Raw genomic sequence first — 17,601 nt, 5'->3', positions numbered from 1 at the left:
GATTCCTGGCCCGCGATAAGTGGTGTTATCGGGGGTTAGCGGGCTTAATGATCTTTGAGAAGTTCAGTTCTCGGTGATCAACTCGGGCGAGGCGATCACGGATGATCTGGCGGGCCTCGGCGATCTGGATGTCGCGCTCGGTCATGACGTGCGAGGAGAGGTCAGCCCACTCGCCGCCCAGGAGGACGGCGAGCCGGACGGCCTTGCCGCTGATCACGCGGCCTCGTCGAGCAAGGCAGGCACACGCCGACCCGTGGCGACGGCCACGACATGCGCAGCAAGCAGCGGCGGGACAGCGTTGGCAATCTGCAGGAACCGCTTGGACTCGCTGCTCTGGAACGGGTAATCAGCCGGGAAGCCCTGCAAGATGGCAGCCTCGGACAGCAGAAGGGGCCGTTTCTCCAGGTCAGTTCGACCATCGACGCGAACCCAGTGGAAGTCACGTCGGGCGTGGCCGGCCACGAGGGTGGCGGCGGGCTGGTCCAGGCGGCGCTCTGTAGCGTTCGCGCGCTTACTGTGCCGCAGAACCCACCACGAACGCGCCTTCTCTGTCAGCGCCCACGAGGGCCCGTCACAGGAGAACTCGTTGCCCCCCGATGTCTTGCGGTTCCCGCGAGTGTTGATGCGGAGTCCGGCGGGCAGGTCGAGGGCCTGCGCCATGGATACCCATCTGGGCCGGTGCTCGCCGAACAGGTCGATCCCGTGGTCGTGCTCTGTGTGCGTGGGCGGTGGCGCTGCAACTTCTCGCACACGTGAGGCAATGAGGATCGCGCGCCGGCGGGTCTGCGGAACGCCGTAGTCGGCGGTGTTGAGGATGCCGACCCACGCCGAGTAGCCCCAGGCGCGCAGCACCTCGGCGTACTGCCGCCACAGCGGGAGCACGTCGGGAACCTCCTCCATGGCGACCCACTCGGGCCGTAAGTCGTACAGCCAGCGCATCGGCTCAGCCGCGAGGAGGCTTCGCGGGTCCTTGCACGCGGCGAGGAGCGCGGGGCGGGTGTCGCGGCCTTGGGCGAGGTCGTGAACGCACTGGTGCACGAGTGGCTGATCGACGAGGCCCAGGCCCTTGCCGGCCCGTGACCACGCCTGGCAGGGCGGCGAGGCGATGAATCCGCAGATGAGGCAGGCGAACGGCTTGGTCGGGTAGGCGGCCACGTCCGTTTGCACGGTGGCGTGGCCGGCGGCGACCCGGGTACGGCACGCGGCGGTGTCCCATTCCAAGCCGAGGGCCTTGAGGCCGAGGAGGCGTAGGCCCTCGTCCCAGCCGCCAGGCCCGGCGAACAGATCGACGATCACGGGCTGCCCGCCGGCTCCGTGAGGACCGCGCGGGCAACCGCGACGGCCTTGGACACGTCCCGCCGGTGGCGGGGCGAGAGCTGAGGATTGAAGTCGGCGGCCCTGGCCGCGTCGTCGAGCAGCTCGGCGAGTGGCTCGGCGTGAGCGGCGGTCATCTGGCGGGCGCGAGCAGCGGCCTGGCGCAGGGTCTCGGCGTCGGTCACTTGGCCACCTCGGCGGGAAGCGGCGGGCAGGCGTGCAGCTTCCGCGCGGCGTCCAACTCGGCCAGGTCGTCGCCAGCGTCCACCCGCGCCACCTCGCCCCGGCACGCGCCGCACAGCACGACCACCCACCCGCCATCGTTCCGGCGCTCCCACGCGTCGAGCAGGCCAGCGATCGTCTCCATCTCGGCGGCGGCCACGTCGAACATGCGGCGCGTCTGCTCGCGAGTGGCCTGGTCGGCGTTGCGGGCGAACTGCTCGGCGTACCGGCGGTAGTAGGCGCGAGCGTGGTCAACGGTGGGCGGTCTGCCCACGATGTCGGCGACCCGCTCGGCGATGCGCACGCCGTCGAGGAGGCTGATGACGGCGTTCATCTCGTCTCTGATCGCGCGGGCGCGGTGGCGTGCGGCGCGGTCAGCGTCCGGGCTCGCGAGGGTGGCCAGGGCGGCGTGCAGGCGGCGGTCGATGTACCGGCCGAGGGGGGTGTCGAGCGGCGTCGTACGCGCGGCGCTCTGACCGACCGTTCCCGCGTGAGGCGTGTGGTTTGTCATGGCTTCTCCTGTCTGGCCTGGGCGGGGATCTGCTCGGGCTTGGTGCCGTCGATCTGGGCGAGGTTGATGAGCTGGTGCATGGTGGTGGTCCAGGGCTGGCCGAGGTTGTCGGCGGTGGTGATGGCGTTGCGGATGGTGGCGGGGGTCCAGTGGGGGCCGCCGCGTAGGGCTATGAGGAGGTCGATCAATTCGGGGTCGGCGCGGAGCATGTGTGGTCTCCTCCCGGTTCGAGGCGCTGAGATCGTCTGTGCGGGCTTGTGGGGGCTCGGGTGGCCCTGGGAGCCCTGCGCGGGGGCGTTGGGCCGTCTGTGGCCGTCTGGGGGCCGCACGGGGTGGACTGAGGTGGACTGAGTCCTACTCGGGTGGACTGGTGAGGGCGCGGGCGGCGTCGTGTCGGGCCTGGTGGCTCTGCGGGAGGGGCTTCTGTATGGCGTTGGTGCAGGAGGTGTGCGGCATGGCCTGGCACCAGGGGCATTGGATGGATCGGGCGAGCTCCTCGGCGGGGTTGCGGCCTCGGGCGCGGAGGAACTCGGCGGGGGGCGGGCCTGGGCGGCGCTGTCCGGCGGGGAGGGCGCGGGGGGTGTCGATGTGGAAGCCGTCGGCGCGGCGGCGCAGGTTGGCGACGAGTTCAGCGCGGTAGGCGGTGGTGTCGTCGGGGTTGGGCGGGGCGGGCAGGAGCTGGCCGGCGCCGCGCTGGTCGCGGATGCGGCGGACTTCGGCGAGCACGTCGGCCAGCGCAACGAATGACTGCTTGCGTACGAGCGACTGAGCGGCGGCCTCGGCGTCGGTGGGGCTGACGAACGCGAGCCCGGACTTGTGCCACTCCGAGGCGGTTCCGGCTTCCCACTGGAAGGTGGGGAACTTGAGGCCGAGGGCGCGAAGGAAGGTGACGGTCTCGGTGGGGGTCACGGTGTTACTCCACGTGTCCGGGGATGACGATCTGGTGTGCGGTGGCCTGTCCGTGGCCGGTAGCGGCGGCCTCGGCGGCGAGGGCGTGGGCCATGGCCTCTTGGTAGGCGGTGGCGTTGCCCTGGGCGTTCCTGCTCTTAGGGGTCTTGGACTTCTCGGCCTTGGCGGCGAGCCACAGCTTGGGGAACTGCTTGCGCAGGGTCGGCACGCTGAGGATGTTCCGGTGCCAGAACTCGTCCCCGTGGGCCCATTCGATGGCGCCGATGATCTGCCGTTCGGGGATGCCGTCGAGGTCGATCATGCGGCGGGCGGCGTCGCGCCAGCCTTGGCCGATGGTGGGGCGGGGCAGTCCGTGGGCCTCGATCGCGTCGGCGAGGTGCTTGCAGACGCGTTCGACGTCGAGGCGGGGCGGGGTGTCGGAGACCTTGGCCGGTGTGGCGCTGCTGCTGGGCTTGGTGCTGGCCTGCTGCGGTGAGGCGTCGGCGTCGTCCGAGCCGTGAGGCTCGGGGCTACCTGTATTGGTACGAGAGGGAGAGGTAGGAACCTCCCCCTTAGCCCCTTTACCCCTAGAAGTCTTCGCGGATGGCTTCGGGGAAGTCTTTCGGGAACCCTTTCGCTTGAGCCGCTCATCAGCGGTTTTGGCCAGGTCGGAAGGGGCGGGCGGGCCGCCCATCTTCTCCACGAACACGGCGTGCTCGGAGCGCACGTTGGCCGTCGTGTCGGAGGTGAAGAGGTCGGGGATGCGCAGCAGCTCGGCGAGCAGGGCCGCGCGGATCTTGGCCGAGTCGATAAGCAGGGCGGAGTTCCTCGCGGACCGCATGAGGTTCGGCTCTTTCCAGATCCGGTCAAGGCGGATCAGGGACCTGATGAGGAGCTCCTCTGTGTCCTCGTCGGTCACGATCAGCGCGCCAGCCGCAGGAGGGTTGGCGGAAGGGTTCAGCGAAGGGTTTCCGGAAGGGTTCAACGCCGGGGGTTTGGCCAGCTCAGCGAGCGCATCGCAGACGTCGGCGACGGTCAGCCCCCGGGCTTTGGACGCCCACTTACGCTCGCGCAGGATGAGCGTCCCGCAGTAGGTGAGATCGGCCTGCGACAGGAGGAAGAGGAAGAAACGCTGGCCGTTCGGCGAGAGCGCAAGAAAGTGCTCGTCGTCCCAGATGCGGACGAACACTCTCGCCTCAACACGTGGCATCGGGTCGTGCTCCGTTCGATGGTCAGACGTGGGTCAGGCAGGGAGAGAGCAAGCCTCGGCGCTGGTGGGTGGCTCCTCGGGCAAGAGGCCGCGTTGCCGCCACAGATCCATGAGGTCGGTCTGGCCCTCTATCGGGGGCGGGCACGAGCTACAGAGCCGACCGGCAGGCGTCCCGGGCTGAGGCTGCTTGCTGCCCGGCGCGATCTGGCCCCACTTGCACGCAGCAATCCCGGCCGCCTCGACCTTCTTCTCAAGAGACCTGATGCGGTAGGCGGTGCGCGGGTAGAAGAACTCGATCTCGTCCAGCTCGCCAGGCTTGGCGTACGCGCCGCAAAGGCATTCGCCGGACATGTGAAGGTGCACGGAGACCGGGTTTCGCGGCACGATGTAGCGCTCTCGGTACTCGTGCATCTGCTCGTTGGTCCAGTGCACGATGGGCGAAACCCAGACGATGCCGCCCTGCGGGTCAATCTCCTCGGCGTTGCGGAACCGACGATCCGACTCGTCCCAACGCATGCCGGCCAGATACATCAACTTGCGAGAGCGGCCCTGCGTCCCGATGATCTCCGCGCGGTTGCGCATGAGGGGCTCGTCCTTAAGGCGCCGATACATGACGGCATGTCCGGGCGGGCCAGGGAAGCCCTTCCAGACGGGGCGGATGCCCGCGTTGGGGCCCGTGCGGGCGAGCACCCTGCCGAGGACGAGGTCCTCGTACGAGTCGCGCGGGTGCAGCTCTCGAAGCGGCAGCGACCACTCACGTGTCAGGTCACGGACGTAATCGCGCGTCTCTTCGATCCCGATGCCGGTGTTGACGTGGACAACCGCGTCATCGGCCGAAGAGTCAAGGTATTCGCGCACAAGGTGCAGCAGCACCGTCGAGTCATTGCCACCAGAGACGAGGGCTTGCCTGCCCACGATGGGGTAGCGGTCGAGCGCCTCAGCGATGATGTCGCGGCTACGGACGATGGCCTCGTCAAGGGTGCGCGCTGGAGGTCGCTCGGCAGCCTTGGCAGGCTTGCCGTTGACGGCGTCGGGCATGCCGGGGAACATCCCGGCCGGATGGATCTGACGTCCCACTAGTTCATTCCTTCGTTGTGCTGGTTGGCGCTGTCGCTCCCGTAGACGGCGCCGCGGCTACTGGTCGGGGGTGGCACCTCCCTTGCGGAGGCGGGCGCGGCGTTCCCGCTGCTCGGCGACCTCGGCCATGGCGGCGGCCCGCATCTCGGGGGAGGCGCGGCGCTTGCCGGACGCGATGGCGCGGGCGTCGGTGGTCCACGTGTCCGAGGGGACGTCGAACCGGTTGTACGGCGTCCACCACTCGCACTGGCCGCAGTAGCAGCGGCGGGGCGGGCACGCGGTCTCAGGGGGCTCGGGCAGGCCGGCCAGCGCGGCGGGGGTGTGGTCGGCGCACCGGTGCCCGGGGAGGTAGCGGCGGGTGGGGGTGGCGCCACAGTTCCCCGTGGCGCCGTTCGGGTAGCGGCAGGGGTCCACTACTTGCCGCCGCCCTTGATGGCGCGGAACGCGGCCTTGATGGTGGCGAGCTCGTCGAGCTGGGGCTTGACCTGGTCGAGGCGGGCAGTCAGGGCGCGGTTCTCGGCCTCGGCGTCGTCGGCGCGGGCCTGAGCGTTGATGAGGTCGGCCTCCAGCTCGGCGACGCGCTTCTCGGCCTTGCGGGTCATCTCCTCGGCGTGCCGGGCGCGACGGTCGGCGGTGTCGCGCTGGTCCCGCAGGCCCTGGACTTCCCCCTCGGCGACCTCGGCGGCCTTCATCTCGCCCTCGGCGATCTCCTCCCAGCCCTTCGCGATCTCCTCGGCCTTGTCGATGCGGGCCTGCACCTCCTTGATCCACGTCAGTGGGTCGGAGAGGTCCAGCTCGTCGGCGGGCGTGTCCTGGGTGGGCTCGACGGCGGGCGTGGGCTCCTTCAGGGCGGCGATGACGGCGGCCTCGTGGTGGTGGAGGGTGGCGACGATGCCCTCGGCGCCCTGCGGGGCGGTGGCCCTGAGGACGCCGCCGGAGGGGTCGAGGGTGACGCCCTGCTCGCGGGCGTGCTCGATCAGGTCGGCCGTGGTCCAGGTGGGCGGCATCTCGAACTCCTCGGGGGCCGCGTCGGTGGCCATGCGGCGGATGCGGGCGCCGAAGTTCGCGAGGGCGCGCGGTTCCTTGGCGTTGACGGGGATGAACACGGGCGGGTGAGGGGCGGGGCCGGTGATGACCCATTTGTTCGTGCGGTAGGCGACGGCGAGCCCGGCGGTCTCGGCCTCTTTGAGGAGGGGGGCCACGGGGGGCTTGGGCTTGGGGGTGGTCATGCGATCCTCTCGGAAAACCTTGTTGGGAATGCCGACAAGCTACTGAGCAATGGAAACCCTGTCAACAAGTACAACTAGGTTTCCTGGGTGAGTCAGGCCGCCCGGACGGCTCCGCGCCGCTCCCGCCGTTTCGCCGACTTCCGCCGCTCGAACTCCCGCGCGGCGGCCAGCGTGAGCAGGCCACGACCGCCCGCCTCCCGATCCCGCGCGCACCTGTGCAGCTCGGCCGGCTCCAGCGACGACACCTCGCGCTCGATCGCGGCGGCCAGCGCGGACGGCGGCAGGTCGATCAGGTCGTCATCCCACTCAGCCGGCCGAGGCCAGCCCGCGCGCTCCGCACGGGCCTTCACCCGCCGAGACCCGAGCGTGTCGGGCGGCGTCTGGGCCCACAGCTCGGAATACAGCCGCTCGATCGCCCGCGCGGTCGCCGGGCGGACGTACTTCTGCCTGGTGAGACGGCCGAACAGGTCAGGGTGGCCGAGACGGCACTCTTGCTCTGAGATGGGCCACCCGAGCGCGGCGAGGGCCTCCATGCGGCGGCGGGAGCCGTACGGGAGAACCCCGCGGGGGTGGCGCTGGGGGACCAGCGTGAGTCTCAAGGCATCTCCTCGGTAGCGGCGGGGATCTCCCAGACGCGGATGACCGCGCCGGGCTCGGGTAGGGCGTCGGGCTCGCCGGGCTGGCCGATGTAGACCTTGGCGGCGCACCGGTACGCGACAACGCGGGCGTCATCGCGCCACACCACGCCGGTAAGGGCGTCCTCCGTGGCGCGGATGAGCTTGGACAGGTCGGGAGCGGACGCGGGCAGCCACCAGGCGCGGCGCGACCACGGCAGGCCGGCGGGCCACCAGGTCGGGCGGCCGGTCGGCCTGGCCCGGACGGTGAACACCATCTCGGCGACGATCTGGCCGTCGAGCGGCGCGGGGTGGCCGGCGGCGGCCATGGCCACGGCGGCGTACTCGGCCACCGCGCGCCGCCAGGGCTTGAGCCGCTTCGACATTTCGACCATGACGCCCTTGCCGACGTGCTTCTTGGAGCCTTGGGGGGCGGGCTGGCCGAGCACGACGACCTCAAGCCACGGCCGAGGAGGTACGGCGCTGCCCCGCGCGAGCGTCGTACCTCCCTCGGCCCCGTTCACTGGGTCTCGCCCATCGCCCACGCGGCCTCGTCGGTCATGGAGCCGCGCAAGGCGGCCATGTCGAGCAGCTCGGTCGCGTCGGGGTCATGCGCGATGGCGAAGCCACGGATGTGGTCGGCGGCCTCCTGGTCCTGTCGGGCGCGTCGGCGGCGGGCGGCCAGCGCGAGCACGCGGCGGATGCGGTACCTCACTTCTCCTCCTGGTCCGGCTTGAGGGCGTCGATGAACGCGCCGGCGAAATAGCGATTGATGGCCTCCTCGAACGCGGCCTCGAACGCGGCCACGCTGGCGCGGCGGCGGTGGCGGATCACGAGCGCGGTCACGACGGCGGCCACGGCCAGCACGAACGAACCGGTCAGGAGCATGAACGTGGTGGTCACAGGCTCGTCCTCCGTCCGCACGCGGCGCCGGCGGGGCTGCCGTCGGCGGCGTGGTAAATGCCGTTCTGCTCGTCCTTCGTGATCGGCGCGAGGCACACGCCGCACTGCTCGGACGGGAGGAAAGCGGAGGGCCGCACAGCCGTCATGAACGCTTCGAACGCCCGGTCAGTGGTGGGCTCCTGCACGGGCGCCGGGACACCCGAGCCCGCCGAAGCGGTGGCGGCGGGCATGCGGTTGAGGTGGCGCTGCAGCACCGTCGCGAGGCGGGCCTCATCGATCTGCCGGGCGGTGGCCGCGTCGCGCAGCTTGGTCAGTCGGGTGACCTCGCTGTCGAGCTCGACCCGCTCGGCGGCGGCCTCCTGGGCGGCCTTGGCGTGCTGGGCCTGCCGGTCGCGCAGGTAGGCGATCAGGGTCTGATCGGCATCGTCGCTCGTGACGGGCGGCCGGTCGTACGCGGTTGTCATGATGTCCTGTCCTTTCAAAGGATCGTGTGAGGGCCTGTGATGGCGTGTGGGGGCCGATGCGGCGCCGCCCGGGGAAGAGGGCCAGGCGGCGCCGCACCGGGGGTCAGCGGCGGGTGTGGCCGATGCGGACGATCAGGTCGCCGATCGTCTCGCTCTCGTCGATCTCGTTAGTGACCAGCTCGCCGAGGCGGTTCATCGACTTCAGCTCGTGGTGCATCTGACGCAGGCGGCCCTTCGAGGTGCGCGGCTCAAGGGCCTCGTCGCGGTAGTCCGTGGCCTTGCGCGGGGCGGCCTCGCCGCGCTCGATGTTGTGCGCGTCGGGGTCAGTGTCGCGAGTCGGCACCATGCCGCCGTGGAACAGCAGCGTGCGCAGCGCGACCGCCTGAGCCTTGGCCGTCCCCTTGTCGCCGGAGTCGAGGGATTCACCAGCGGCAGAGGCGGGCATCCAGTCGCCCATCGGGCCCCAGATGCGGTACTGCACGATGACCGTGCACTCGCGGGTGGCCTTGCCCGTCGAGGTGGTGGCGGGCGCGTAGTTCGCCTGCACCTCGGTGGGCATGATGATCACGCCGTGTCGGCGAGTGACGGGCGCGTACGCCTCCATCGCGCGGTCGATGCCCCGGTAATCGAACCGCACACCCTCCGTGGGCTTGTCGAGCTTGGCCACGGCGCGGATGTCGCGCATGACGCGCATGAACGCGACGTGCACGGGGATCTGGGGCGGGTCGTCGCTGCCGGTTTCGGCCTCGTACGCGAGGACCTCAGGCGACGGCCCCTCGGGCTCACGCTCGGGCAGGCCCCAATCGTCGGCGGCCGGCGGCACGGTCTCCTGCGCCTCGGCGGGCTGGCCGGTCGCCTCGGCGGCCTTGGCGGCGGCCTTGGAAGCCAGGGACATCAGGCGGTTCCCTTCTTGCGGTAAGCGGAAGCAAGGTTGATGGCGCGCTGCGTCGTCTCACGCACGCACGCCTGATAGGCGTCGGGGTACTGCTCGGCCATGAGCTCCAGGTCCACGGCGGGGCGGCCACGCCGGGAGGTGTACGAGAAAGCAGGCTCGTCGCCGTACTTGGCGAACTCGCCACCGTCGAGCAGCGCGACCGCCTCGACCTTGGCCAGCTCCTTAGCGGTCTTGGCCGCTTTCTCCTTCAGCCGCTCGTCCTCGTACCGGCCGAGGATCTCGACCACCTCAGAGCCGAGCTCCACCGTGCCCTCACGCTCGGGGTAGAGCGCGCCGTACAGCTCGACGAGCCGCTCGGGGTCGCCGGACGGGTACGGCTTGCGCCCGGTCATGATCCGGTCGCGCATGTTGGCCGCCGCGGTGACGATGTCCGAGATGATCTGCTCGTTGCCCTCGCGGCGGATGACGGTCTGCCGGTAGTCGTTGCCACCGATGAGCACGCCCACGTGGACGTGGTCATAGCCGGTGACCTCGATCTGCCACAGCGTCTGGGCGAGCACGTCGTCAGGGACGGCTCGAACCCATTTGTCCGCGACGAACGCGTTCCTGGTCTTGATCTCCAGCGCGCAGGACTCGCGTGTCTCGCGGTTGAGGGGGCACTCCAGGATGCGCCGGTCCAGCGTGCAGGTCATCCAGGGCCGCTTGATGTTGGCCACGATGCCGACGCGCCGCACGACGCTGCGGTTTCTCCTCGCCCACTCTCGGGCGATCGTCTCCTCGTGCAGCTTGCCCCAGAGGGCGGCCTCGCCGGCGTCGTCCTCGGGCAGCTCGCGGCGCTTGATGTGGAAGACGTGCAGCGGCGTCTTGTACCCGACTTCGAGGATGTCGGACACGTCGGAGGAGCCGATGCGGGTGGTGCCGTCGCGGTGGTCGCCGCGGCGGGTGGCGAGCCATAGGTCCTCGGGGGCGTCCGCCGGGAGGAGGAGGCGGGCGGTGGGGGTGACCCGCCGCCCCACGATGGGGGCGGCGGGCGCGATGGCCTGGGCGGTCACTCAGCCGCCTTGGCGTAACCAGCGCTCAGCACGGCGCGGGCGAGGGTCTCGGCAGCGTACTTGGGAAGCTGGGCGGCGCCAACGAGCAGCACGGCGAGGTCACTCACCGCCTTGTTGGTCTTCTCGGCCTCGATCAGGTCAGCGGCGGCGGCGAGGTGCGCGGCCCGCTCGCGGGCGGCCTGAGGCGAGTGCCAACGCAGGTCGGTGTACGCATCAACCTCGCCGCCACTGATCCACTCGCGCAGGGCCTCGGGGCTCGGCCGGTCGAGGATGATCGGCGCGGGCTGGCCAGCCGCCTCATACAGCTTGGCCACGAACTTGGGCAGCTCGTCAGCGGGCATGAGCACACCACAGGTTCGGGCGATGTGCACGGTGTTCGGGTTGTTCGGCGCGCTGCTGATGGCCAGCTTGTCGCCATCGCGGTCGGTGAAGCGGTACACGGGCATCAGGAACCGTCCTCGACCATCTCGACGACCTCGGCCCACCGGTTCGACACCGCGCGCAGAAGCGTCTTGTCACGCTCCATGTCAGCGGTCGCCGACTCCCACAGCCCCTCGTCGCGGAACTGCTCGATCTCGGCCGAGATCAGCGCGTCGAGGGTCGTCGGGTCGAGCGCGTCGAGCTCCCACGAACTCGTGCCGTGCGCCTCGATGTACGCGCCATACCGCGAGTCGGTGGTCTTGGCCGGGTTCGGCGGCGGCGAGTACCGGATGACCTGGTCCATGTTGAGCGCGATCCGGTGAACCTCGACGTCGGCGCCGAAGAGGGCGAACCGCTCCTCGATGTCGCGAGTCATGTCGATCCCACTGGGGTCGTGGTCGCCGAGGTGAATCACGATGCAGTGCTTGCCCTGGTCCTGGTAGCGGCGCATGCGGCGCGCGGCAGTCCACAGCTCCGACTGGCTGGTGTAGCCGCGGCAGGAGAAGTGATCCACCTGGTAGCGGCCGGCCGCACGACCGACGACGCCGCTCAGGGCATCTTTCTCAACCCAGACCTCGACGCGGTACGGCTGCGTCTCCCAGCGGTCGGTGCGGTAGCCGTACGCCGAGTTGGTGATGATGTCCTCGGGGTTGTCCCAGGTGGGCAGACCGCGCAGGTTGCGCGTCCGGTCGGTGATGTGGTCCCAGTCCAACTGGCCGGCCAGCCTGGCATCGTTGATGATGCTGCCGAGCCGCTTGTAGGACTTCTGCGTGTTCTCGATCAGGTCGGCGGCGACGAACCGGTAGTACAACTGCCTCAACGTGAGGTCGAGGCCCTGCGCGGCGTAGTCGCGGCAGAACCGGTCAGCCTGCTGGATGATCCGCATGTGGGCGTCGGTGAAGTTCTTCGGGACGTATGTGATGCGCGGCATTAGGCGCTCCGGGGGGTGTAGGGGGAGGTGTAGCGGGCGCCGGTCTTGGCGCAGATGCCGGGCTCGTCGGCCCAGTCGAACCGGAACGGGTCGAGCCACAGCTCCTCGGGCTCGTCGGCGAGGGCGGGCAGGCCGGCGTCGGGGCGCAGCCAGGCGAGCAGCCGCCTCACGTGAGCGCCTTGGCGAGCAGCTCAGCGTCGTCCAGCTCGTGCCCGTCAACGGCGATCCACGCCGTGACGTGGGCGGTGCCGCGCTGACCGCTGACACGCAGCTCACCGTGAGGGCTGGTGGTGTAGCGGCGCACGGTCCACCGCGCCCCCGTGAGGTGCTCGACGTAGGCGCGGGGCCGGTCGCGGTTCTCCAGGCCACGGCCAGGCAACTGGATGAAGGCGGTCAGCTCGTCGGAGTCCCAGTCGCGGACGATGTTGTAGCCGTCGGGGACGGGAAGGCCGGGGATGCCGGCGAGGTCAGCGAGGGCGGCCAGAGCGGCGGCCTGCTGCTCCCCCCTCGTCAGGGGCTGAGGTGAGATGATGGTCATGTCCTGCCTCTCTCGGTGGGGACAATGGGGCGTCCGGCCGTAGCGGGACCGGGCGCCCTCTCGTGTGTTCAGGCGGTGTAGCGGCGGCCAGGTGTGGCCGACAGGTCCACCGCCGGGGCGGTCTTGACCGTGCGGCTCGTACGGCGGCGCGGGGTGCCAGCGGGGAGCGGCGTCGGCTCGGGGGCCTGCGCGGGCTCCTGCTCGGCGGTGATAGCCGTCTCGCCGCGAGCGTGCGCGGCGACGACGAGGGCGAGCTGAGCGTCCGTGTAGTGGATCTTTCCGCCGATTCGGGTGTGTTCGAATCCCTGGGTGGCAAGGGTCTCCAGCAAGTTCGCGGTGACCTTGCCCCCGATTCGGCGCGCACCCTCGATGCTGGTGAAGACCCGATACGAGGGCGCGGGCTCAGCGGCGATCGCAGGCGCGTCAGTCTCGGCTGAAGTCGGCTCATGACGCGTCGGGGCCAGATTGGGGTTACCCGAAACGTTGGTGATCTGCGTCACATCGATGCCGAGTTCAACAGCGAGGGACTCAAGCGTTGAGGCGGAGGCGGACCGCTTCCCCAGCTCGATATTCCGCAGCGATTGCTGATGGATCCCGACGCGTTGGGCCAGCTCACGCACCGACAGTTCGGCCCGCTCACGGTGATCGCGAATGAGGGCGCCTTGCCTCTCGCGAGGCGATGTGCTTGGACTCACATGGACAAGACTAGGACTCAGATGGACTCACATGCAACATGAGTCCACGTTGCGCTTGGATTCACTTGGACTCACAATGCTGAATCAAGGACTCACCGAAACGCACTTCGGCCCGCTATCTGCGGGGTGCGCATGGTCTGACCTGCACAAAGGCGTGCGAAACTAGGATGTCCTAACCAGACTCACATTGGACTCAGCATGTCTCCCACCAACCGTGGACGCTCCCTGACGGAGCGACAGCGGACGGCATGGCGGCAGCTCGGCAAGCTGCTTACGGCCAGACGCGCCGAGATCGACCCCCGATACGTCAACCGAAAGAAGTTCTGCGAGGAGCGCCGAGTCACCTACAAGGTGATCCAAGACATCGAGGGTGCCAGACGCACGAACTTCTCCCCAGAGATGCTCGCCGCGCTTGAGGCCGCGTACGACCTGGAGCCGGACGCCATCACGGAAGCCACTGAGGCCGGCCCCGTGGAGTCGCTCAGAACACGAATACGTTTCAGCGAGATCAGCACTCCAGACGGAACGCTGTTGGTCCCTGATGTTCCCGCGAACATGACAGAGGAAGAAAAGGCGGTGGTTCGGGAGTCGGCCGCTCGCCTTGCCTGGGATATCGTTCGCCTGCGTCAGGAGAGTCAGGATGGGGTTTCCGAGCTTCCTGACAACACTTGAGGCTCCAGGTAACAAAATCAACACTTTTTCTCGATCGGGAGTTCGCATCTGGTAGCGCCCCGTGCCGCTGTGTACGTTTTAGCCCCCGAGCACGAAAAACGTGATAGATCCTCACTTCCGAGCAGACCCGGGGGGCGTCTGTGAAGCACTGCAACATCGTCCTCGCGTCCGCAGACCGGCTCAGGGGGAAGCCAGTCGGTGCCCTGTTACCCAAGACCGGCGGCCTGACCGTCCTCATCGACAGGGATCAGATCGATAAGGCCCTGATCCGCCCGCTTCTCGACCAGACCCGCGAGCGCCTCGGCCACCTCCAACGGCGGATCTCCCCGACCGACCGCCCAGCCCTGACCTTTCACCTGGTCTCCGCGGACGTGTCCGACCCCGGGGCGCTCGACATCACCGCCACCGACACCGACGTCTGGGAAACCCTCCCCCGAGACGCGTGCACGCCCGAGCTGATGCGGTACGCCGCCGTGCTCGGCAGCGACATCCTGAGGTGGTTTCAGCCGACGGCCGACCGCCGCGTATCGGCGCCCTTGCCCGCCAGGAGTCGGGCCTTTGTTGCACCGTTCCAAGCAGCTTAGGAACACGCCGTGAAAAATCTTGAAATCATCCTCGCGTCAAACGACCGGTTGGAGGGGCGCCTCGTTGCCGTGCACCTGACTGCCACCTCGATCACGGGGCTGGTCAACCGGGATCACATCGATTCGGCAATCATCCCGGGTATCGTGGCCGCCTCCCGCGCGGCGTTCGCCAACTTCCGCCGACGGGCCACACCGACCGCCACACCGGCGCTGCGCTATCACCTGCTCGGCGCGGACATGTCCCTGGCAGGCGGGCCCATCATCCTGGACCCACGAGCCACGCCGGGTGAGATCATCGAGTATCTACCCCGGGACTCGTGCACGCCCGAGATGCTCCGGTATGCCTCCCAGATCAGTACCGAGGTGCAGCGGTGGTACGAGCCGCCGCCCGGTCTCGTCGGACCATCCCGCAGACCTCCCCCGCCCATCCCGCCGTATCTGCTGGCTAAGGAGGCCAGCTAGGCACAGAGAGAGGACACATGGCTTACCCCGAGTACAGAGGAAAGGACCGCCACGGCCGCGACCGCTGGCGCGTCAAATGGCCCGACCCCGCACGGCCAGGCAAGGAGTTGCAGGCCAGCCGAGACGAGTTCGGTAACTACTTCTTCACCAGGGAAGACGCTCAGAACTACGGCGATGCCCAAGAGGCCGACATCCGGCGGGGCCAGTTCAAGGACCCCAGGGCCGCCGAGATCAAGTTCCTTGAGTGGGCCACGTCCTGGTACGAGGATCTTGAGTTAGAGGACTCCACCCTGGAGAACTACCTCCGGATGCTCAAGGATCACATCATGGCCACGTTCGGACACCTCGCGCTCGTGGTCATCACTCCGAAATTGATCAACCAGTGGGAACGCTCGATCGTCAAGGCGGGGTACGCCCCGAGCACCGCCGCGACCGCGCGAGCCGTGCTCTCGTCGTGCCTCGACGACGCGGTACGCGACGAGAGCATCCCCATCACCGTCAATCCGGCGGCCAAGCCCCGCGGGAAGGGCCGCAAGTCCACGAAGCGTGTGCAGAGGTTCGAGCACGCCGAAAAGGTGTGGTGCACGCCGCCCCAGGTCGTGCTGATCGCCGAGCGTGTCGCGCTGCTGTCCGGCCGGTGGGCGGACTTCGTGCTCATCCTGCTCGCGTTCTACTCGGGCGCGCGGTGGTCCGAGCTGCTTGCGCTGACGCCCAAGATGGTCGAGGAGCCGGGCGTCATCAAGCTCAGGCGCAAGCTGTACGAGAACGGCGCGGGTCGGTTCTACTGGGGGCCGCCGAAAGACGGCTCCATGAGGGACATCACCGTCCCCATGTGGCTGTGGGACATGGTGGCCGCCGTCGCCGCCGAGGCCCGCACCTGCACGTGCGCCGAGGCTAGGAAGAAGGATGACCCCGCGCACTACTGCAAAGGCACTGCTGTGCTGTTCCTCGGCGATCGGCAACACCACCGCCGTTCGGCGTTCCGGTCGCAGTACCTACGGCCCGCCGCTGACGGCGCGTTCGAGGGACCTGTGTCGGAGTGGCCCGAGCGCGTCGAGCAGCGCGAGCCGATCGGCCGGCGGGTGCTCGCGGACGCGTCGAGGAATTGGCCGGGCGTGCCGTTGGAGTCGTGGCCTGCCCCTGTGCCGGGGCAGCCGTACACGCCGCCGGTGCTGCGGCACATCGCCCGCCAGACCAAGAAGGCCGTCGGCAGTCGGTCCAGCGCGGCCGAGCTGCGGGCGTACGCGGTCGCGCAGGGCGCCGATCCTGCGTTCGTGGCCAAGGCCACGCGGGAGGCGCTACTCGACGCGTACGTGCGTCCGAGCCGCAACGCCGTCGTCTCGTGGATGGCGCTCTGTGAGGGCCTCACCATGCATGGCCTGCGCCATGGCCGGCAGACGTCGATGGACAACGGCCGGATCGCGATGGCGCTCAAGCTGCTGATCATGGGGCACACTGACGCGACGATCTCGGCGCGGTACGGTCACGTCACGCCCGAGATGACCGCCGAGCTGCTCGCGCTGGACACGCGGCTGTGGCGAGAGTCGCTCCGGCGGCGGCTGGAGATGTCCCCACGGTCGTCGGTGGTGATCCTCGACGCGGCGCTGCAGGCGCTCGCGGAGGAGCTCGCGGAGGAGGCCGACGGCGAGGCCGCCGAGGGGATCGTTACGCCGCTGATCTCCCAAAAACCTCCCAAAACGAGTCGAGCCCGTCTCTCCGGTTAGGGAGAAACGGGCTCTGACCTGGGAGCCGCCTTGGGGATTCGAACCCCAGACCCCTTCATTACGAGTGAAGTGCTCTGGCCGACTGAGCTAAGGCGGCGTGCGCTGTGCAGCGTGGATGAGTCTACAGGAGCGCGAGGGGTTCTCGCTCCCATCGATCACCCGATGCCCGGACACATCGTCCCATCGCCCGGCGCCACGCCGCCACCAAATACCGTTCCCAGGAATCATCAGGCCCCGTGCGACCGAGACCTGTACGGCTCGTGGCTCCTGGCCCTTTCAGCTCCTAGGCTCCCTCCTCGCCCGATTCACCCCCGTACGCGCCGTCGTAAGCCTTTCGTGGTCCGCACACGCTGGCCTTCGAGCAGGCGCATCGCCGCCCGCCGTCATTCAGGCGCACCACCACAGAGTCGGACGGCACGTTGTGTCCCACGACCGTCCCAGCTCCTTGCGGAGTCTCCACGCTGGCCCCAACTCGGGGAGCTGAGGCGCGGAACTCCTGGTAGAGCGGGTGCTCGTACTTCAGGCAGCACATCAGCCGCCCGCAGGCCCCGGCGATGCGCAGCGGGTTGACCGGGAGATCCTGGTCTTTGGCCATGCGGACGGAGACCGGTTCGAAGTCCTTCAGGAACGTGGCACAGCACAGGTCTCGGCCGCAGGGGCCGATGCCGCCCTGCAGGCGCGCCTCGTCCCTGGGGCCGATCTGCCGCAGCTCGACCCTGGCCCGGAGGTTGCGGGCCAGGTCGCGCACCAGAGCGCGGAAGTCCACCCGGTGCGGTGCCGAGAAGTAGACCGTGTAGATGTTGTCCTGGTCGAAGTAGTCGATGCCGACGACCTTCATGGGCAACGTGTGCCGTTTGATCAATCGTTTGGACACGCTGCGGGCCTCGGCCCTGCGGCGCTTGTTCGTCTCATCTCGGGTTATGTGTTCTTCCCCTGCCAACCCCGCGCACACCGGCAGTCCGTCGATGTCCTCGCTCGTGTACTGCGGCGCCCACACGCACTCCGCCACCTCGGGACCCGCGTCCGTCGGCACGAGCACCTTGTCGCCCACTTTGGGGCTGTGCTCGCCGGGATCGAGGTAGTAGAGCCTCCCGTAACGGGTGAAGCTCACGGCCATGATCATTCCCATGGGCTCGAGCTCGCCTCCTGACGGCCTAGGGGGTAACTTACGGCCTTCCTAGCCACATTACGTGTGT

The 17,601-nt window shown here is 69.0% G+C and carries 27 protein-coding genes and 1 tRNA gene; 4 read left to right on the top strand and 24 right to left on the bottom strand.

Annotated features, from left to right (window positions below; translation table 11 throughout):
- Positions 1–25 precede the first annotated feature (25 nt).
- The 22 genes from AB0I81_RS40000 to AB0I81_RS39895 all read right to left on the bottom strand — a co-directional run bounded on the left by AB0I81_RS40000 (position 26) and on the right by AB0I81_RS39895 (position 12,963).
- Complete coding sequence (locus AB0I81_RS40000) at positions 26–217, bottom strand: hypothetical protein (protein ID WP_360668443.1); 192 nt, start codon at positions 215–217, stop codon at positions 26–28.
- Positions 214–1,296, bottom strand: a complete 1,083-nt coding sequence (locus AB0I81_RS39995) for a DNA cytosine methyltransferase (RefSeq protein ID WP_360668441.1) — start codon at positions 1,294–1,296, stop codon at positions 214–216. Before AB0I81_RS39995 ends, AB0I81_RS40000 begins: the two co-directional genes overlap by 4 nt.
- A complete protein-coding gene (locus AB0I81_RS39990; RefSeq protein ID WP_360668439.1) occupies positions 1,293–1,499 on the bottom strand; it encodes a hypothetical protein in 207 nt (68 codons plus the stop codon). Before AB0I81_RS39990 ends, AB0I81_RS39995 begins: the two co-directional genes overlap by 4 nt.
- A complete protein-coding gene (locus tag AB0I81_RS39985; protein ID WP_360668435.1) occupies positions 1,496–2,047 on the bottom strand; it encodes a hypothetical protein in 552 nt (183 codons plus the stop codon). Before AB0I81_RS39985 ends, AB0I81_RS39990 begins: the two co-directional genes overlap by 4 nt.
- Positions 2,044–2,256 carry a hypothetical protein gene (locus tag AB0I81_RS39980; RefSeq protein ID WP_360668432.1) on the bottom strand — a complete coding sequence of 71 codons (213 nt, stop codon included), beginning with the start codon at positions 2,254–2,256 and terminating at the stop codon, positions 2,044–2,046. Before AB0I81_RS39980 ends, AB0I81_RS39985 begins: the two co-directional genes overlap by 4 nt.
- A 145-nt stretch (positions 2,257–2,401) precedes the next feature.
- Positions 2,402–2,956: a hypothetical protein gene (locus tag AB0I81_RS39975; protein ID WP_360668429.1), complete on the bottom strand. Its 555-nt coding sequence runs from the start codon at positions 2,954–2,956 to the stop codon at positions 2,402–2,404.
- A gap of 4 nt (positions 2,957–2,960) precedes the next feature.
- A complete protein-coding gene (locus tag AB0I81_RS39970; protein WP_360668426.1) occupies positions 2,961–4,145 on the bottom strand; it encodes a hypothetical protein in 1,185 nt (394 codons plus the stop codon).
- A gap of 33 nt (positions 4,146–4,178) precedes the next feature.
- Positions 4,179–5,222: a phosphoadenosine phosphosulfate reductase family protein gene (locus AB0I81_RS39965; protein WP_360668423.1), complete on the bottom strand. Its 1,044-nt coding sequence runs from the start codon at positions 5,220–5,222 to the stop codon at positions 4,179–4,181.
- Between the two features lie 57 nt (positions 5,223–5,279).
- Complete coding sequence (locus AB0I81_RS39960) at positions 5,280–5,636, bottom strand: hypothetical protein (protein ID WP_360668420.1); 357 nt, start codon at positions 5,634–5,636, stop codon at positions 5,280–5,282.
- Positions 5,636–6,451 carry a hypothetical protein gene (locus tag AB0I81_RS39955; RefSeq protein WP_360668417.1) on the bottom strand — a complete coding sequence of 272 codons (816 nt, stop codon included), beginning with the start codon at positions 6,449–6,451 and terminating at the stop codon, positions 5,636–5,638. Before AB0I81_RS39955 ends, AB0I81_RS39960 begins: the two co-directional genes overlap by 1 nt.
- Positions 6,452–6,543: 92 nt before the next feature.
- Positions 6,544–7,050 carry a hypothetical protein gene (locus tag AB0I81_RS39950; protein WP_360668415.1) on the bottom strand — a complete coding sequence of 169 codons (507 nt, stop codon included), beginning with the start codon at positions 7,048–7,050 and terminating at the stop codon, positions 6,544–6,546.
- A complete protein-coding gene (locus tag AB0I81_RS39945) occupies positions 7,047–7,589 on the bottom strand; it encodes a RusA family crossover junction endodeoxyribonuclease (protein ID WP_360668412.1) in 543 nt (180 codons plus the stop codon). Before AB0I81_RS39945 ends, AB0I81_RS39950 begins: the two co-directional genes overlap by 4 nt.
- Entirely contained in the window at positions 7,586–7,780 is a 195-nt protein-coding gene (locus AB0I81_RS39940; protein WP_360668409.1) for a hypothetical protein, read from the bottom strand. Before AB0I81_RS39940 ends, AB0I81_RS39945 begins: the two co-directional genes overlap by 4 nt.
- Entirely contained in the window at positions 7,777–7,968 is a 192-nt protein-coding gene (locus tag AB0I81_RS39935) for a hypothetical protein (RefSeq protein ID WP_360668406.1), read from the bottom strand. The genes AB0I81_RS39940 and AB0I81_RS39935 overlap by 4 nt, the downstream gene beginning before the upstream one ends.
- Positions 7,965–8,432 (bottom strand): hypothetical protein, encoded by a 468-nt coding sequence (locus AB0I81_RS39930; protein ID WP_360668403.1) that lies wholly within the window; start codon positions 8,430–8,432, stop codon positions 7,965–7,967. Before AB0I81_RS39930 ends, AB0I81_RS39935 begins: the two co-directional genes overlap by 4 nt.
- A gap of 103 nt (positions 8,433–8,535) precedes the next feature.
- Complete coding sequence (locus tag AB0I81_RS39925) at positions 8,536–9,327, bottom strand: ERF family protein (protein ID WP_360668400.1); 792 nt, start codon at positions 9,325–9,327, stop codon at positions 8,536–8,538.
- On the bottom strand, positions 9,327–10,379 hold the full coding sequence (locus tag AB0I81_RS39920; protein ID WP_360668397.1) for a YqaJ viral recombinase family protein: 1,053 nt from the start codon (positions 10,377–10,379) through the stop codon (positions 9,327–9,329). Before AB0I81_RS39920 ends, AB0I81_RS39925 begins: the two co-directional genes overlap by 1 nt.
- A complete protein-coding gene (locus AB0I81_RS39915) occupies positions 10,376–10,825 on the bottom strand; it encodes a hypothetical protein (protein ID WP_360668394.1) in 450 nt (149 codons plus the stop codon). Before AB0I81_RS39915 ends, AB0I81_RS39920 begins: the two co-directional genes overlap by 4 nt.
- Positions 10,825–11,730: a hypothetical protein gene (locus AB0I81_RS39910; RefSeq protein ID WP_360668391.1), complete on the bottom strand. Its 906-nt coding sequence runs from the start codon at positions 11,728–11,730 to the stop codon at positions 10,825–10,827. Before AB0I81_RS39910 ends, AB0I81_RS39915 begins: the two co-directional genes overlap by 1 nt.
- On the bottom strand, positions 11,730–11,900 hold the full coding sequence (locus AB0I81_RS39905) for a hypothetical protein (RefSeq protein WP_360668388.1): 171 nt from the start codon (positions 11,898–11,900) through the stop codon (positions 11,730–11,732). The genes AB0I81_RS39910 and AB0I81_RS39905 overlap by 1 nt, the downstream gene beginning before the upstream one ends.
- Positions 11,897–12,268, bottom strand: a complete 372-nt coding sequence (locus AB0I81_RS39900; RefSeq protein ID WP_360668385.1) for a hypothetical protein — start codon at positions 12,266–12,268, stop codon at positions 11,897–11,899. The genes AB0I81_RS39905 and AB0I81_RS39900 overlap by 4 nt, the downstream gene beginning before the upstream one ends.
- Positions 12,269–12,336: 68 nt before the next feature.
- The gene (locus AB0I81_RS39895; RefSeq protein WP_360668382.1) at positions 12,337–12,963 is read right to left on the bottom strand and encodes a helix-turn-helix transcriptional regulator; all 627 of its coding nucleotides are present in this window, start codon (positions 12,961–12,963) and stop codon (positions 12,337–12,339) included.
- A 198-nt stretch (positions 12,964–13,161) separates the two neighbouring features.
- Here AB0I81_RS39895 and AB0I81_RS39890 point away from each other — a divergent pair, with 198 nt between their 5' ends.
- The 4 genes from AB0I81_RS39890 (at position 13,162) to AB0I81_RS39875 (ending at position 16,405) form a co-directional block, all read left to right on the top strand.
- A complete protein-coding gene (locus tag AB0I81_RS39890) occupies positions 13,162–13,635 on the top strand; it encodes a hypothetical protein (protein WP_360668379.1) in 474 nt (157 codons plus the stop codon).
- Between the two features lie 140 nt (positions 13,636–13,775).
- The gene (locus AB0I81_RS39885; protein WP_360668376.1) at positions 13,776–14,219 is read left to right on the top strand and encodes a hypothetical protein; all 444 of its coding nucleotides are present in this window, start codon (positions 13,776–13,778) and stop codon (positions 14,217–14,219) included.
- Between the two features lie 9 nt (positions 14,220–14,228).
- Entirely contained in the window at positions 14,229–14,681 is a 453-nt protein-coding gene (locus AB0I81_RS39880) for a hypothetical protein (protein WP_360668373.1), read from the top strand.
- Positions 14,682–14,698: 17 nt separating this feature from the next.
- On the top strand, positions 14,699–16,405 hold the full coding sequence (locus tag AB0I81_RS39875) for a hypothetical protein (protein ID WP_360668370.1): 1,707 nt from the start codon (positions 14,699–14,701) through the stop codon (positions 16,403–16,405).
- Positions 16,406–16,428: 23 nt separating this feature from the next.
- Here the strand turns inward: AB0I81_RS39875 and AB0I81_RS39870 are convergent.
- Both AB0I81_RS39870 and ricT read right to left on the bottom strand, forming a co-directional pair.
- Positions 16,429–16,502 (bottom strand) — tRNA-Thr (locus AB0I81_RS39870).
- Positions 16,503–16,688: 186 nt separating this feature from the next.
- Entirely contained in the window at positions 16,689–17,528 is an 840-nt protein-coding gene (ricT, locus tag AB0I81_RS39865; RefSeq protein ID WP_360669095.1) for a regulatory iron-sulfur-containing complex subunit RicT, read from the bottom strand.
- Positions 17,529–17,601 lie beyond the last annotated feature (73 nt).

It is taken from the genome of Nonomuraea sp. NPDC050404 (assembly GCF_040655495.1).
GTDB lineage: Bacteria > Actinomycetota > Actinomycetes > Streptosporangiales > Streptosporangiaceae > Nonomuraea.
The sequence above is the reverse complement of the archived record's forward strand: the minus strand, read 5'-3'. Positions and strand labels throughout refer to the sequence as shown.